The organism is Alteribacillus sp. HJP-4, from assembly GCF_042139015.1.
GTDB lineage: Bacteria > Bacillota > Bacilli > Bacillales > Marinococcaceae > JBHIKY01.
The window spans coordinates 137,613-151,960 of sequence record NZ_JBHIKY010000002.1; the positions used below are offsets into that span (position 1 = coordinate 137,613).

The following is a 14,348-nucleotide window of genomic DNA, read 5'->3' on the forward strand; positions in this document are numbered from 1 at the left end:
AACACCCCGCTATCGTCCGTCAGGCACGGTCGGCGGGGCACGGATCTACATAAACATTTGTGGATTCATATCTATAGAAATAAATAACTTATCTCCGGCTATTTCCTTCTGGTAACGGTTCAATATTTCGTTAAGTACTTTAACCACATTTGGTTCATTTCTGTATTTTATCATGCATTGATATCGATATCTATCTTTCATACGGGCTATCGGGGAAACAGTCGGTCCGAGAACCTTCGTTTCCTTAGACAGAGACTGCTTTAAAAACCCTGCAATTTTATCCGAAGTCTGGATCACTTTTGTTACATCTTCATGTGCGACATTAATGAGTGCAATATAATAGTAAGGCGGATATCCGCCTCGTTTCCGCTGGCCCATCTCCTCGAGGCAAAAGGAAGGAAAGTCGTGTTCTTTGGCATGCTGGATACTGTAATGATCTGGATTATAGGATTGGACAACGACTTCTCCTTTCAGTGTGTCCCTTCCTGCACGACCGCTTACTTGAGTCAGCAGCTGAAAGGTACGTTCCGGAGCCCGAAAATCCGGAAGATTCAACAGCGTGTCAGCAGCCAGCACTCCTGCCAGTGTAATCCGTGGGAAATCAAGCCCTTTTGCAATCATCTGAGTCCCAAGTAAAATATCTGCCTCGCCCCGTCCAAAGGCACTCAGCATTTTTTCATGAGAGCCTTTTTTGGTCGTCGTGTCCACGTCCATTCGAATAACCCGTGCTTCCGGCAGCAGCTTCGTAATTTCCTCTTCCACTTTTTGAGTACCGGTTCCAAAGAAACGAATCTGCTCACTTTCACATGCCGGGCATTCCGTTATCATATGTTCTTCATGTCCGCAGTAGTGGCATTTGAGCCTGCTCTGGGTGTGATGGTATGTCAGCGTAATTTCGCAGTGCGGACATTCCGCTGTATATCCGCAGCTTCGGCACATTACAAAGGTAGAATATCCTCGCCGGTTTAAAAATAAAACAATTTGTTCTTTTTTCTCCAATCTATCTTTTATCTTTTCCAACAACAGCCCAGAAAAAACAGAGCGGTTCCCATTTTTTAACTCCTGGCGCATATCGATGATTTGTACATCCGGAAGTTGCATATCATTGACCCGATCCGGAAGCTCCAGAAGTGTGTAGACCTCACGCTTCGCCCTGGCATAAGATTCAAGCGACGGCGTAGCACTTCCTAACAAAACCGGGCAGTTATGGTATCTGCCTCTCCAAAGTGCTACCTGTCTCGCATGATATCTTGGGTGGTCTTCCTGTTTATAGCTTCCTTCATGCTCTTCATCAATAATGATAAGTCCAAGATTTTCAAACGGGGCAAAAACTGCTGAGCGTGCCCCGACCACTACTTTGACTTCTTTTCGGTGTATTTTTCTCCATTCATCATATTTTTCTCCCGCAGATAGGGCACTATGCATAACAGCTACATTTGAACCAAATCTTCCTTTGAATCTTTCCACCATCTGCGGAGTCAACGATATTTCCGGAACGAGTACAATCGCTTCTTTTTCAGATTCCATTACTTTTTGTATTGCCTGGAGGTATACTTCCGTTTTTCCACTTCCCGTCACTCCACGCAGCAGAAACGGAACATGTTTCTTTTCATCTATGGACTGATGAACATGCCGCAGTACATAACGCTGCCGCGCTGTTAGTTCTAATGGTGGCATATATGCAAAAGTGCGGCCGGCATAGGGATCACGGTAGGATTCTACTGAAGAACGGATCAACAGGTTCTTATCAGTAAGTGCTTTGATCACCTGAGTTGTCACACTGGCTTTCTCGATTAGTTCCTGCTGTGGTACAGCTTTCTCACAGGCATTATTCTGCATCCATTCAAGTGCGCTCAACTGCTTCTTGGCGCTGCTGCTTACAAGCTCAGACGCCTGCCGGTTCATCGCACGTTCATCCAAATGAATAAGAGCAACTCTTTTTTTATTCGTCTGATTCTTCACCACATAATCAATTTCAAGCGTTCCCTTGTCGGCAGCGAGCTTTATCAGCCTGATCAACTTTTTATCGTCAGTAAGCTTCTCCCATTCCAGCTGGTGCTTTCCATTGAAAAGCTGCTGCAGCGGTTCGGGGAGGTGTGCAGCATCGCCTGTGAGCCTTATTTTCTTTTTCGGTTTTGCCCGGATCGCAGAAGGGATCATAGATTGGTAGGCAGTTATCAAAAAACAAACTGTTTCTTCGGACAGCCAGTGCCCTAATTCCAACAATTCTTTTGTTAATACCGGGTCTGGATCAAGAATATCTGAAATCCCTTTCACCTTGCTGAGATTAGACTCAGGAGACGTCTTCCAAATAAACCCCTGGATTTTTCTAGGACCGAATGGCACAGTCACACGCATTCCCGGTTTTACAAGGTCAATCATTTCTTCTGGTATCTTATAATCGAACGCTTTGTTGATTTGTGCTGCAGCCACATCCACAATGACCTTTGCATACATATTAATCTTCCTTTTTGATAAGGCTGGTCAGTCTTTTCAATACTTCTTGTGCTGTCTCTGATTTTGATAAAAGGGGGAGTGAATCCGGTGACTTTCCGTGCTCAAGAATGATAATTTGATTCGTATCACTGCGGAAGCCTGCATTGTCAGCTGTAATATTATTTGCAATAACCATATCAAGCTTTTTATTCTTCATTTTTTCTTCTGCATATTCGGTAATTTCATGCGACTCTGCCGCAAAACCTACGAGTACTTGATGCTGTTTACGTTCACCTAATGCAGCAAGAATATCTTTTGTACGCTCCATTGGGATAGTGACGTCTTCAGTCTGCTTTTTCATTTTTTTTGTCTGTATTTCAGCAGGACGGTAATCTGAGACTGCCGCCGCTTTAATGACGGCATCCTGGGAATCATAGCGTGACATCACTTCGCGGTACATCTGCTCTGCCGTAGTAACATCCACTCGTGTGACACCCGCTGGAGTCTGAAGCTGAACTGGGCCGGATATCAATGTGACTTCTGCCCCTAGTGCCGCAGCTTCAGCAGCCAAAGCAAATCCCATTTTTCCCGTTGATGGGTTGGTGAAAACCCGGACTGGATCGGCATATTCATAAGTAGGACCTGCAGTGACGAGAATTCTTTGACCGGTAAGTGGAGGTATGCTGCCTAAATCCTGCTCCAATGAAGCAATGATGTCTTCCGGCTCCGCCATTCTGCCTTTTCCAACCCAGCCGCAGGCAAGGTAACCTTCTCCCGCTTCGAGAAAACGCACTCCGTCCTCTTTCAATTTCTTCATATTACGCTGAACCGCTGGATGGTTATACATATTTACGTTCATTGCTGGAGCGGCGTAAATAGGAGCCAGTGTGGCAAGAAGTGTTGTGGAAAGCATATCATCTGCTGATCCACTTGCAAGCTTTTCCAGGCAGTTCGCTGTTGCAGGAGCCACCACTACGATCTCCGCCCAATCAGCAATATCGATATGAGCTACTTTTTCAGGGTCTTTTTCTGCAAAGGTGTCATCATATACCCGGTGCCTTGTAAGTGCCTGAAAAGTCAAAGGTGTCACGAAATTCTTCGCGTGCTCTGTCATAATAACCTTTACTTCGGCTCCCGCCTGTGTCAGCCTGCTGGCCAGTGCCGCCGCTTTAAAAGCTGCGATTCCTCCGCTCACTGCCAGAACGATGTGCTTATTCTCAAGCATTTCTTTCCCGCCTTTTTATGAAAAAAGAGCTCTCTGTTGGGAGAAAGCTCTTTTTACTCTTATTCTTCTTCATCCTTGCCAGAAATGTATCCGAGTTTTCCATTTTCAATTTCTTCCAGAGCTACTCCGACAAGTTTATTAGAATAATAATTATCAATCATCGGTTCCGCTCCCTCGACTTCCAGAAGATCCCGAGCTCTTCGTGCAGAAATTGTGACGAGAGTATACTTGGAGTCAATGTGGTTCATCAGTTTGTCTATTGAAGGATTAAGCATTTTATTCCACCTCCGCTAATTGTTTATATTTATCGATAAGCCGGTCTTTTTTACAATGCTCCGCTGTAACAATAGAACGGATCCGTTCCACAGCCAGGTCAACTTTATCATTTTCTACGACGTAATGATAGTTCTCCATCATGTCAAGTTCAGCGCGGGCAACCGTCATCCGTTTATTAATCAGATCCTCGGTTTCAGTTCCGCGGCCGACGATACGGCTGCGAAGCTCGGCAAGACTTGGAGGCATCAGAAAAATAAATACTCCTTCCGGATATCGCTCTTTCACTTTGAGTGCGCCCTGCACCTCTATCTCAAGAATAATATCCTGTCCGTTCGCGATCGTTTCCTCCACATAATCCAACGGCGTGCCGTAATAATTATCGACGTACTGAGCCCATTCAAGCAGTCGATTATTTTCTATCATTTTCTTGAATTCCTCTTTGCTTTTAAAGAAGTAGTTCACCCCATCGATTTCACCGGCACGGGGCTGTCTTGTGGTTGCGGAAACAGAATATAGAATATTCGAATCTTGTTTGCGAAGGGCCCCGCAGACTGTACCTTTACCGACTCCTGCAGGTCCGGACAAAACAATCAGCAGCCCTTTATCGTCTTTCATAGGTTCATCGCCTTTCTACAAGTAAAAAAATGATTATTCGTCCGCCAGGTCATCCTTAGTATGCAGCCGCTGGGCCACCGTTTCAGGCTGCACTGCTGAAAGCACGACATGGTCGCTGTCTGCAATGATGACAGCGCGCGTACGGCGTCCGTATGTAGCATCAATCAGCATATTTCTGTCCCGCGCTTCCTGAATGATTCTTTTAATTGGAGCGGATTCGGGGCTTACAATAGATATAATACGATTAGCTGATACGATATTTCCAAATCCAATATTAATTAGTTTGATATTCACTGGAATCCCTCATCTTTCATGAGAGCGACGGTTACGCTCTATTTTTACCGCTTACGTATAAATATATACGAAAATGCGTTCGCTGGCTACTCTATATTCTGTACTTGTTCTTTGATTTTTTCAAGTTCACTTTTTAAATCAACTACCAGATGACTGATTTCTGCATTATTTGCTTTGGACCCTATGGTATTCATTTCCCGGTTCATTTCCTGTACGAGAAAGTCCAGTTTCCTGCCTTTCTGCCCGCGGTCCTGGAGAATGGACCGAAATTGGGTGCAATGAGATGTGAGCCGTGTCGTTTCTTCTTCGATATTTGTTTTATCAGCAAAAACAGCCACTTCTGTTAAAATTCTAGCTTCATCTGCCTCGTAATTGCCGTGCAGAAAGTCCTTTACTCTTTCTTCTAATCGCTGCTGGTATGCGCTGATTACCTCAGGAGCTTTATGCTGGAGGAATGCCGTCCACTTCTCAACTCGTTCTATTCGTGAGAGCATGTCCTCTTCAAGCAGGACTCCCTCCTGCACTCTCATCGCATAGAGCTGGCGTGCAGCGTCGCGAACTGTATTTACAATTAAAGGATGCCACTTTTCATTCACATCTGCTTTCTCTTCAATTGTGACAATGTCAGGGTGAAGAAGAAATGCTTCCAAAGACAGCCTTGCATCAAAAGCGTCCAATTTCTCCATTTCTTCAGCCTCACGCAGCAGATCAGAAAGCAGATTCCAGTTCGTCTGCGGCCGCTTTACTGATATTGCCGATCCTTCCATCGTAATAAACACATCCACTTTTCCTCTTTCAATTACGCCGTTAATTTCCTTTCTCAGTGACTCCTCTAAAGAAAGGAGCTGATGGGGCATTCTGAATTGTATATCACAAAAGCGATGGTTTACGGTCTTAATTTCTACAGTCACACTGCCTTCTTCCCACCTGTCAGAAGAGCGACCGTAGCCTGTCATACTTACTGTCATTTTTATCACATCCGCTTCTCTCATTCTAAACAATTTTATCAGTCACGACAAGAATTGAAAATAGAAAACGCCCTGAATCAGGGCGGATAGGTGCTTTACAATTGATTTTCATGAGATTTTTTTAAAAATACTCCTCCTGCCATCGCAAATGTAGGGATGGCGGCCAATCCGCAAATGAGTAACCATTCCTTCATGGTGAGTGCTGTCGTATGAAAAATTGGCTGCAGAGCAGGAACATACACAACGATAAGAAGTAAAATCAATGACGAAAGCACTGCAACAGCTAAATATTTATTTTCGAATGGCCGTCTGTCAAAAATACTCCGCTCTGCCCGGCAATCGAAAACGTGAATCAACTGGGCCATCACGAGTGTGGCAAAAGCAATGGTCTGAGCCCGGATTAAATCATCCGGCTGTTCGTGAAGAGCGGTCATAAACCCGACGAGCGTGACAATACCGATGACGAACCCGCGGCTGATAATTTTCCAGCCAAGCCCTCTTGCAAATACACTTTCTGCAGGGGGCCGGGGCGGCCGCTTCATTACATCGCGCTCCGGCTGGTCCAAGCCGAGAGCAAGGGCTGGGAGGCCGTCGGTAATTAAGTTGATCCAAAGAATCTGAATAGCAACAAGCGGCAGAGGAAGCCCAAGAATAACAGCAAAAAGCATGACTAGTATTTCTCCAACGTTTGAAGCGAGCATATAGCGGATAAATTTTCGAATATTTTCATAGATATTGCGGCCTTCTTTAATTGCTGAACGGATCGTTGAAAAGTTGTCATCCCCCAGGATTAGCGATGATGCTTCTTTAGCTACATCTGTGCCGGATCGTCCCATTGCAATGCCAATATCAGCCGCTTTCAGTGCAGGAGCATCATTCACTCCGTCACCAGTCATCGCAACTATGTGGCCCTGGCTTTTCAGCACATTTACAATCTCGAGCTTATCCTCCGGACTGACTCTCGCAAAAACGTAGGCACGTTTCATCAGCTCCTGCTTTTCACGCTGGGAAGCCTGTTTCCATTGTAGTCCGGTAATAGTCAGTCCATGCTTTGGAAGAATACCAGTTTCTTTCGCAATCGCTGCCGCCGTATCCTTATGATCTCCAGTAATCATAATCGTTTTTATGCCTGCTTTCCGGCACTCTTTCACGGCTTCCATCGCTTCCGCACGCGGTGGATCGATCATTCCCTGGACACCTGCGAGAATCAATCCACGCTCAAGCTTGGTAAGTTCCGCCGAGAGCTCTTTTTCCGAAACTGGGCGGTATGCCACCGCTATCGTACGCAGAGCCTTACCAGCCATCGACTGCACTTTCTTTTCCCAATCTCTTTTTTTATTTACCGTCAACTGTTCTGCAATACCTTTTGCATCTATTCTGTCTGCAAGCTGAAGCAGCACATCTGGAGCACCTTTGGTTATCAGCTGGAGCTCGCCGTTTTCTAAGCGGACAAGCACTGACATTCTTTTCCGGACAGAATCAAATGGGAATTGCTTAATAACCTTGTAATTTTTAAATACTTTTTCTGCTGAAATATCGCTGGCTGCAGCTGCTTCAATTAACGCCATTTCAGTGGGGTCCCCGCTCACATAATGGTTTTCTGCCGCCGCTGTAATTGCGGCCTCATTGCAGATAAGTCCGTACGTAAGAAGCCTTGAATGATTTACTTTTTGATTCGGTTTATTCCAGCTCCATAAGGATGTTACTTTCATTTTATTCTGGGTAAGAGTTCCGGTTTTGTCGGAACAAATAACAGTCGCGCAGCCAAGCGTTTCTACTGCAGGAAGCTCGCGGACAATTGCTTTACGTTTTATCATCCTTTGCACTCCAAGTGCCAGAACGACAGTTACTATAGCGGGGAGCCCTTCTGGTATTGCTGCAACAGCCAGTGAAACACCAGCAAGCACCATCTTATACATTGGTTCTCCCTGCAGTATGCCGAGAACCACGACAAGTGCCGTTAACAAAAGAGCTGCCGTAATTAATGTATTCCCAAGTCTTGACAGCCTGCGCTGCAATGGAGTTTCAGATTTTGAAGCCGTGCCGAGAAGATGAGCGATCTTGCCCATTTCTGTTTTCATACCGGTAGCCACTATCAATCCAATGGCATTGCCTTTCACTACAAGCGTTCCGGCAAACGCCATATTTTGTTTATCCGCAATCGCCAGTTCTTCGTCACGTATTGGGGCTGGTGATTTTGTGACAGGATATGATTCCCCTGTTAAAGAAGACTCTTCTACTACGAGCCCCTGTACTTCTATTAACCTCATGTCGGCGCTGATTTTGTCCCCGCCGCTGAGTCGGACTACGTCACCAGGGACTGCCTCTGAAGAAGCGATTGTTTTCCAATGTCCGCTTCGTTTGACCGTCATGGAGGGGGCAGCCAGCTCCTTTAACGCATCTAAAGACTTCTCTGCTTTCTGTTCTTGAACAAAGCCGAGAATACCGTTTAGCATTACAATGACAATAATAGTAACAGCGTCGGCATATTCACCCAGAGCAGCCGAAACAATCGTGGCCCCCAGTAATATTAAAATCATGGTATCCCGAAACTGGTGAAGAAATAACAGCCACGCCGGTATTTTCTTATTTTCTTCCAGGACATTTCTTCCTGTTTTACGAAGGCGCATTGCAGCTTGTTTTTCATCAAGCCCATGCTCTGTGCGGACATCCAGCAGGCGCTCAAGCTCCTCTATTGATTGGTTATGCCATTTCATCGTTTTCGCCCTCCCCAAGCTTGTACGTGTCCTCACATCATATTCAGACAAGCCGGGTTTCATGCTATACTTGGGTGGAAAGGATGGATGCAACCCATGTCATTTGATGGTATAGTTACCCGATCCGTTGTACATGAATTATCGAACAATTTAATCAACGGTAGAATTACAAAAATAAAACAGCCTTATAAGAGTGATCTATTCATCACTGTTCGGGCAAACCGTAAAAATTTTCAATTGCTGATCTCCGTGAATCCGAGCTTCTCACGGATGCATCTTACTGATAAAAAAACTGAAAACCCAGCGGATCCTCCAATGTTTTGTATGATGCTTCGAAAGCATCTGGAAGGTGGATTTATCCGGGCAATTAATCAGCAGGGAATGGAACGCGTTGTCACTTTTGAAATTGAAGGAAGAAATGAGCTCGGCGACCGTTCGGAAAAGCAATTGATCTTTGAAATCATGGGAAAACACAGCAATGTTCTCTTGGTTGAAAAGCAAAGTGGATTAATACTCGATGCAATTAAGCACCTGCCGCCGTCGGTCAACCGGCATCGTACAGTCCTGCCCGGCAGGGAGTACACGGCGCCGCCTGCCCAGCATAAGGCTGATCCATTAACCTCAGACGAAGACGAGGTTCTGCGAAAATTAGATTTTAATCAAGGCAAGCTTGCAAAACAGATGGTCGATGCCTTTACTGGAATCTCCCCTCTGATTGCTTCTGAAATTGTCCACCGGGCCGGATTGGGTGACAGCAGGAAAGCCGCGTCTTCTTTCACAGATGTCATGGAGGACATCCGCTCTCATCATTACCGTCCGCAGATGATAGATGTGAATGGTAAAGAATATTATTCCGTCGTAGAGCTTACATATCTTCAAGGTAAACCACGCTATTTTGATACTATAAGTGAGCTCCTCGAAAGGTTTCATTCTGGCAAGGCAGAGCGCGACCGCGTAAAACAACAGGCCCATGACCTGGAACGTATGCTTCGCAACGAGTGGCAGAAAAATAAAAAAAAGCTCAAAAAACTCGACCAGACTATCAAGAAGTCTGAAAAAGCACTCCAATCTCAAAAGTTCGGCGAGCTGCTGACGGCTAACATGCACCTGCTCCGGGGAGGGGAAAAGCATATAGAAGTGCTGGATTACTATGAGGAGAACGGAGCGCAGCTGACAATACCGCTGAATCCCGAAAAATCTCCTTCCGAGAACGCTCAAAATTATTTTCGTAAATATAACAAAGCAAAGACGTCGCTGCAGATGACAGCTAAGCAAATTCGAGAAACGAATAAAGAAATGGACTATCTGGATCAGCTGATTCAGCAGATTGAATCGGCTGCTCCCTCAGATATTGAAGATATTCGCGAAGAGCTTTCGGAGCAGGGGTATATCAAAAAGCGGATTCAGAAAAATAATAAAAAGAAGAAAAAATCTTCCCGGCCTCAGCCCGAGAAGTTTACCTCAAGCGAAGGGATTGAGGTACTGGTCGGAAAAAACAATAAGCAAAACGAGTATGTGACCAATCGAATCGCCCACCAAGGAGATACTTGGCTGCATACAAAAGATATTCCGGGGTCTCACGTTGTCATAAGGAGCGATAATTTTGGAGAACAAACACTGCTTGAGGCAGCAAACATTGCTGCGTTTTACTCAAAAGCAAAATATTCAGCATCTGTTCCGGTTGATTACACGATAATCAAGCATGTGCACAAGCCAAGCGGTGCAAAACCAGGCTTCGTTACGTATGACCACCAGTCTACTGTGTTTGTTACACCGGATGAAGATCTCGTACTCCGTCTAAGAAAGACTGATTAAGATGAGGCTTTGACAAAACACAATGTAAGAAAATTCGGCTTGTCACCAGGGGCAAAATGGGGACAAGCCGAATTTTTACTTTTGTTTTTTCCAATGATTCGATTGATCGTTCTAAAATATAAGTGAGACTGCGCAGGATGAACCACCAAGCTTTGCCGGACATGAGTTCCGTTAATAGCCAAAATGAGAGCCAATTTCTCCATCATTTACGCAAATAGCGTACTTGATGGATCTCCTGTCCGCGCCAGGTCCGCGGTCCGATTTTTCCAGAGAGATTTTGGGGACAACTTCATTTCTATTGCCATATAATTGTTGTCAATAAAGCGAGCCCATCAAGCGCTCGTTCCTGCTCTACTTCTTCTGCTCCTATATCGAAGAGCAGCCTGCTAAAGGCAGCTTCCTCAAATCGATGACGACGCGGAGAAACGTCTGCCCACGCTTCCAGAAAACTTTTCTCTTCATCATTAAAATGCTGACGGGAAGCATAGTGAGCTGCCGCAGCCGGATCCATCGCAATCCCTGGATTAAGCAGACAGCTTTTCCCGCCTTCTTTAGTCACACGGGCCATTTCCAATAACGCCTTCCTCGGATCAGGAAGTAAAAAAATTACACACGTGGATAATGAGAGATCAAATTCATTCTCTTTATATGGGAGTTCATAGGCGTCTGCGACTTTAAACGAATATTGATTTTTTCGAGCAGCCGGGGTAAGCATTTCGGCCTTAGTGATCATGGCAGGCGATAAATCGATTCCAGCTAGCAGCACTGCATCTCTGCTGCCCCGAAACAGAAGCCTCCCCGTCCCGCAGCCAATATCAAGAACTTTTTTCCCTCTCCAGTCTCCTGATTTATCCATCAGCTTTTCATGAAGTTCCGAAAGCCAGCAAGTACGTACCATCCTATCAAAAAACTCAGTTTTAGAGGAGAATTCTTCTCCAGTCATTTTGCGCATCGTATGCCCTCGTTTCTGGAGAAATTACCGCACCTGCTTCTGCCAGCCACTGCTTTCCGGATTTTCCTTCCACTGTTTCAGCCGCTCTGCCTGCTCCGGGAGAATACTGCTTTGTTCCACTGCCACAGTAAGAAGATTATCATAATCTGTCAGAGTGTAAGCTGAAAGATTGGCTTTCTGGAGCTGCTCCGTTCCTTTTTTTAAGCCGTATGTAAAAATGGCAGCAACACCGAGCACCTCAGCGTGTGCTTTTTCGAGGGCATCTTTCACTTGCAGGACGCTTTTACCAGTAGATATAAGATCTTCAATAATGACAACCTTTGCTCCTGGTGCAAGCTCTCCTTCAATCTGATTTCCTTTCCCGTGAGATTTCGAAGAACCACGCACATAAAGCATGGGAAGTTCCAGACGGTCAGCAGTGAGAGCGGCATGCGGGATGCCTGCTGTAGCAGTGCCGGCAAGCACCTCAGCTTCAGGGAACTCCCTTTTTACAAGTGCTGTCAATCCGTCGGCAATTTTACTCCGAAGTGCTGGATAGGATAGAGTAAGCCTGTTGTCACAATAAATAGGTGATTTTATACCAGAGGACCATGTAAAAGGATCATCAGGACGCAGGCTTACCGCATTAATTTCTAGAAGCTTTTCTGCAAACTCTTTTTCAGCACTCATTTTTTCCACTCTCCGTTCATTGATTGATAGGCTTGGGCCGGGTCAGCGGCTGCTGTAATGCTGCGTCCGACAACAATCGCATCACTGCCAAGCTGCCGCGCCAGTGACGGGGTTGCCACTCTCTTTTGATCACCTGCGGCGTCGCCTTTTGCCCGGATTCCCGGCGTGACAGCCAAAAAAGATTCCCCACATTCCTCTTTTAATCGCGGCACCTCAAAAGCAGAGCAGATAACGCCGTCAAGCCCTGCCTGCTTCGCATTTTTTGCATAATGCAATACTGTCTCTTCCATGCTCGAATAAAGGAGAAGTTCATCGCGGAGCATGGCATCGTCTGTGCTTGTAAGCTGGGTCACAGCCGCAATTAATGGCCGCTTTCTCCCTTCAGGTGTGCCTTCTTCCGCCCCGCGGCAGGCTTGCTCCATCATTTCCCTGCCTCCGGCGGCATGGACTGTCAAAAGGTCTATTTCTAACTCGGCAAGCTGCCGGGCAGCCCGATAAACAGTATGCGGAATGTCATGCAGCTTAAGATCGAGAAAAATTTTCATGCCTGCTAGTTTCATTTCTTTTACGAACGACGGTCCTTCTTTGTAAAATAACTCCATACCAACCTTAATAAACAATGGAGAGTCTTGAAAATGCTTTAGGAAATCACTTGCTTTCTCCCTGGTGGAAAAATCAAGCGCAATGATGAGCGGCTGCTTCATTACGTATTCACCGTCCGTTTTTGAAGTTCTGAGATTGATTCGAGCCCTTGTTGTTCCATCCATTTTTCAAGCCCTTCAATCAGTTCCGGGCAGATATAAGGATTGGCAAAATTGGCGGTCCCAACTGCTACAGCGTCTGCCCCAGCTAATAAAAATTCAATAATGTCATCTACCGTCATGATTCCCCCCATGCCAATAATCGGCAGAGCTGTCTGCTGACGGACCTGGTGAATCATTCGAATCGCGACCGGTTTTACAGCGGGTCCGGACAAACCACCCATTTCATTTGCAAGTACGGGACGGCCGGTTTTCGTGTCAATCCGCATACCAGATAGAGTATTGATCATTGAGAGACCGTCGGCGCCGGCTTCTTCCACAGCAGCTGCGATTTCGGTGATATCTGTAACATTAGGGGAAAGTTTTACATAAACAGGCACAGATGATTTTTGCTTGACTCTGCTCGTTAATTCAGCAGCAAGCACCGGATCTGTTCCAAAAGCAATCCCGCCCACTTTTACATTTGGACAAGAAATATTGAGCTCAAGTGCTCCGACTATGCCTGTGTTCGACAGCTGCTCTGCAACCTCTTCGTAATCTTCCATCGTCGAACCTGCAATATTCGCTAACAATGGGACTCCAAAAGGCTGTAAAAAAGGCAGCTCGCTCTGAATTACTCTGCCAAGACCCGGATTCTGAAGGCCAATCGCATTCAGCATCCCTGCTGCTGTTTCCGCGACCCTCGGCGTTGCATTTCCAAACCGGGGCTCTCTTGTAGTAGCTTTTACAGCTATCGCACCGAGCTGGCTTAAATCATACACCTCTGCAAATTCTCGTCCAAAGCCGAAGCAGCCGGAAGCCGGCATAATTGGATTCTTCATTGAAAGACCGGGAAGTTTAATTTCTAGTCTGCTCATACGACAACCTCCCCCCAAGGAAATACCGGGCCATCACAGCACACTTTTCGATACTCGCTGCCTTCCGGGTCTGCCTGTGTATGACAGACACACGCAAAACAAGCGCCGATGCCGCAGCCCATTCGTTCCTCGAGCGATACGCTGCCTTTGGCGTTTGGATAAGCTCCTTCTAAAGCACGCAGCATCGGCGTTGGACCGCAGGCATATAAGCGGTCAAAGGTCAGCTTTTTTTCTGAAATAATATCTGTTACAAAGCCTTTTGTTCCGACACTGCCATCAACCGTACTCACATAAACTGGACCAAATTCACGAAAGTGGGATTCATAAAATACGGTATCTGCATCTGCAAATCCGAGAACTGTTGTAACTTTGAGTCCCTGCGATCTCAGCTGCTTCGCTAAATCATATAGCGGAGGAACACCGACTCCGCCGCCAACAATAAGTGCCTCTTCTCCTGACAGCGCTTCTTCTGTAGGAAAACCATTACCGAGCGGACCGATGACATCAATCAGTTCTTCTCCTCGGAATTTGGACAAAAGCCTGGTCCCTTCTCCTTCTGCACGATAAACAATCACAAGCTCCTTCTTTTTGTAATCGACGCTGCTGATGCTGATCGGACGCCGCAAAAGCGGGACGAGACTGTAGGAGGGCTTTATATGCAAAAACTGTCCCGGTCGTGAGATTTCTTCTACCAACCCACCCTGCAGAGTCATTTCAAAGATATTTTTCGCGATCGGGCGGTTGGAGATGACGGTCATGTCCT

13 protein-coding genes are annotated in these 14,348 nt (G+C 46.0%); 1 reads left to right on the forward strand and 12 read right to left on the reverse strand.

Features of this window, described 5'->3' with window-relative positions:
• Positions 1 to 45 precede the first annotated feature (45 nt).
• The 7 genes from priA to ACE4RR_RS02185 form a co-directional block, all read right to left on the reverse strand.
• Complete coding sequence (gene priA / locus ACE4RR_RS02155; RefSeq protein ID WP_375533748.1) at positions 46 to 2,457, reverse strand: primosomal protein N'; 2,412 nt, start codon at positions 2,455 to 2,457, stop codon at positions 46 to 48.
• A gap of 1 nt (position 2,458) precedes the next feature.
• A complete protein-coding gene (coaBC, locus tag ACE4RR_RS02160) occupies positions 2,459 to 3,661 on the reverse strand; it encodes a bifunctional phosphopantothenoylcysteine decarboxylase/phosphopantothenate--cysteine ligase CoaBC (protein WP_375533749.1) in 1,203 nt (400 codons plus the stop codon).
• Between the two features lie 59 nt (positions 3,662 to 3,720).
• Positions 3,721 to 3,936: a DNA-directed RNA polymerase subunit omega gene (gene rpoZ, locus ACE4RR_RS02165; RefSeq protein WP_375533750.1), complete on the reverse strand. Its 216-nt coding sequence runs from the start codon at positions 3,934 to 3,936 to the stop codon at positions 3,721 to 3,723.
• A gap of 1 nt (position 3,937) precedes the next feature.
• Positions 3,938 to 4,552: a guanylate kinase gene (gene gmk, locus ACE4RR_RS02170; RefSeq protein WP_375533751.1), complete on the reverse strand. Its 615-nt coding sequence runs from the start codon at positions 4,550 to 4,552 to the stop codon at positions 3,938 to 3,940.
• Between the two features lie 33 nt (positions 4,553 to 4,585).
• Positions 4,586 to 4,846 carry an extracellular matrix/biofilm regulator RemA gene (remA, locus tag ACE4RR_RS02175; RefSeq protein WP_375533752.1) on the reverse strand — a complete coding sequence of 87 codons (261 nt, stop codon included), beginning with the start codon at positions 4,844 to 4,846 and terminating at the stop codon, positions 4,586 to 4,588.
• A gap of 86 nt (positions 4,847 to 4,932) precedes the next feature.
• The gene (locus ACE4RR_RS02180) at positions 4,933 to 5,814 is read right to left on the reverse strand and encodes a YicC/YloC family endoribonuclease (RefSeq protein WP_375533753.1); all 882 of its coding nucleotides are present in this window, start codon (positions 5,812 to 5,814) and stop codon (positions 4,933 to 4,935) included.
• 95 nt (positions 5,815 to 5,909) lie between these two features.
• Positions 5,910 to 8,594 (reverse strand): calcium-translocating P-type ATPase, PMCA-type, encoded by a 2,685-nt coding sequence (locus ACE4RR_RS02185; protein ID WP_375533754.1) that lies wholly within the window; start codon positions 8,592 to 8,594, stop codon positions 5,910 to 5,912.
• A gap of 33 nt (positions 8,595 to 8,627) precedes the next feature.
• On the opposite strand from ACE4RR_RS02185, the gene ACE4RR_RS02190 reads away from it, so the two are divergent.
• Positions 8,628 to 10,346 carry an Rqc2 family fibronectin-binding protein gene (locus ACE4RR_RS02190; protein WP_375533755.1) on the forward strand — a complete coding sequence of 573 codons (1,719 nt, stop codon included), beginning with the start codon at positions 8,628 to 8,630 and terminating at the stop codon, positions 10,344 to 10,346.
• A gap of 295 nt (positions 10,347 to 10,641) precedes the next feature.
• On the opposite strand, the gene ACE4RR_RS02195 is transcribed toward ACE4RR_RS02190, so the two are convergent.
• The 5 genes from ACE4RR_RS02195 to ACE4RR_RS02215 are packed head-to-tail and all read right to left on the reverse strand — an operon-like array spanning position 10,642 to position 14,343.
• On the reverse strand, positions 10,642 to 11,298 hold the full coding sequence (locus ACE4RR_RS02195) for a class I SAM-dependent methyltransferase (protein ID WP_375533756.1): 657 nt from the start codon (positions 11,296 to 11,298) through the stop codon (positions 10,642 to 10,644).
• A 24-nt stretch (positions 11,299 to 11,322) separates the two neighbouring features.
• Positions 11,323 to 11,967 (reverse strand): orotate phosphoribosyltransferase, encoded by a 645-nt coding sequence (gene pyrE / locus ACE4RR_RS02200; protein ID WP_375533757.1) that lies wholly within the window; start codon positions 11,965 to 11,967, stop codon positions 11,323 to 11,325.
• Entirely contained in the window at positions 11,964 to 12,671 is a 708-nt protein-coding gene (gene pyrF / locus ACE4RR_RS02205) for an orotidine-5'-phosphate decarboxylase (RefSeq protein ID WP_375533758.1), read from the reverse strand. The genes pyrE and pyrF overlap by 4 nt, the downstream gene beginning before the upstream one ends.
• Complete coding sequence (locus tag ACE4RR_RS02210; protein WP_375533759.1) at positions 12,671 to 13,585, reverse strand: dihydroorotate dehydrogenase; 915 nt, start codon at positions 13,583 to 13,585, stop codon at positions 12,671 to 12,673. Before ACE4RR_RS02210 ends, pyrF begins: the two co-directional genes overlap by 1 nt.
• The gene (locus ACE4RR_RS02215; RefSeq protein ID WP_375533921.1) at positions 13,582 to 14,343 is read right to left on the reverse strand and encodes a dihydroorotate dehydrogenase electron transfer subunit; all 762 of its coding nucleotides are present in this window, start codon (positions 14,341 to 14,343) and stop codon (positions 13,582 to 13,584) included. Before ACE4RR_RS02215 ends, ACE4RR_RS02210 begins: the two co-directional genes overlap by 4 nt.
• Positions 14,344 to 14,348: the final 5 nt, after the last annotated feature.

Coding starts and splice junctions, on each gene's coding strand:
- ACE4RR_RS02210 (WP_375533759.1), bottom strand. CDS start 13,585: ATGAGCAGACTAGAAATTAAACTTCCCGGTCTTTCAATGAAGAATCCA.
- ACE4RR_RS02185 (WP_375533754.1), bottom strand. CDS start 8,594: ATGAAACCCGGCTTGTCTGAATATGATGTGAGGACACGTACAAGCTTG.
- pyrF (WP_375533758.1), bottom strand. CDS start 12,671: ATGAAGCAGCCGCTCATCATTGCGCTTGATTTTTCCACCAGGGAGAAA.
- gmk (WP_375533751.1), bottom strand. CDS start 4,552: ATGAAAGACGATAAAGGGCTGCTGATTGTTTTGTCCGGACCTGCAGGA.
- ACE4RR_RS02180 (WP_375533753.1), bottom strand. CDS start 5,814: ATGACAGTAAGTATGACAGGCTACGGTCGCTCTTCTGACAGGTGGGAA.
- ACE4RR_RS02190 (WP_375533755.1), top strand. CDS start 8,628: ATGTCATTTGATGGTATAGTTACCCGATCCGTTGTACATGAATTATCG.
- coaBC (WP_375533749.1), bottom strand. CDS start 3,661: ATGCTTGAGAATAAGCACATCGTTCTGGCAGTGAGCGGAGGAATCGCA.
- ACE4RR_RS02195 (WP_375533756.1), bottom strand. CDS start 11,298: ATGCGCAAAATGACTGGAGAAGAATTCTCCTCTAAAACTGAGTTTTTT.
- priA (WP_375533748.1), bottom strand. CDS start 2,457: ATGTATGCAAAGGTCATTGTGGATGTGGCTGCAGCACAAATCAACAAA.
- rpoZ (WP_375533750.1), bottom strand. CDS start 3,936: ATGCTTAATCCTTCAATAGACAAACTGATGAACCACATTGACTCCAAG.
- pyrE (WP_375533757.1), bottom strand. CDS start 11,967: ATGAGTGCTGAAAAAGAGTTTGCAGAAAAGCTTCTAGAAATTAATGCG.
- ACE4RR_RS02215 (WP_375533921.1), bottom strand. CDS start 14,343: ATGACCGTCATCTCCAACCGCCCGATCGCGAAAAATATCTTTGAAATG.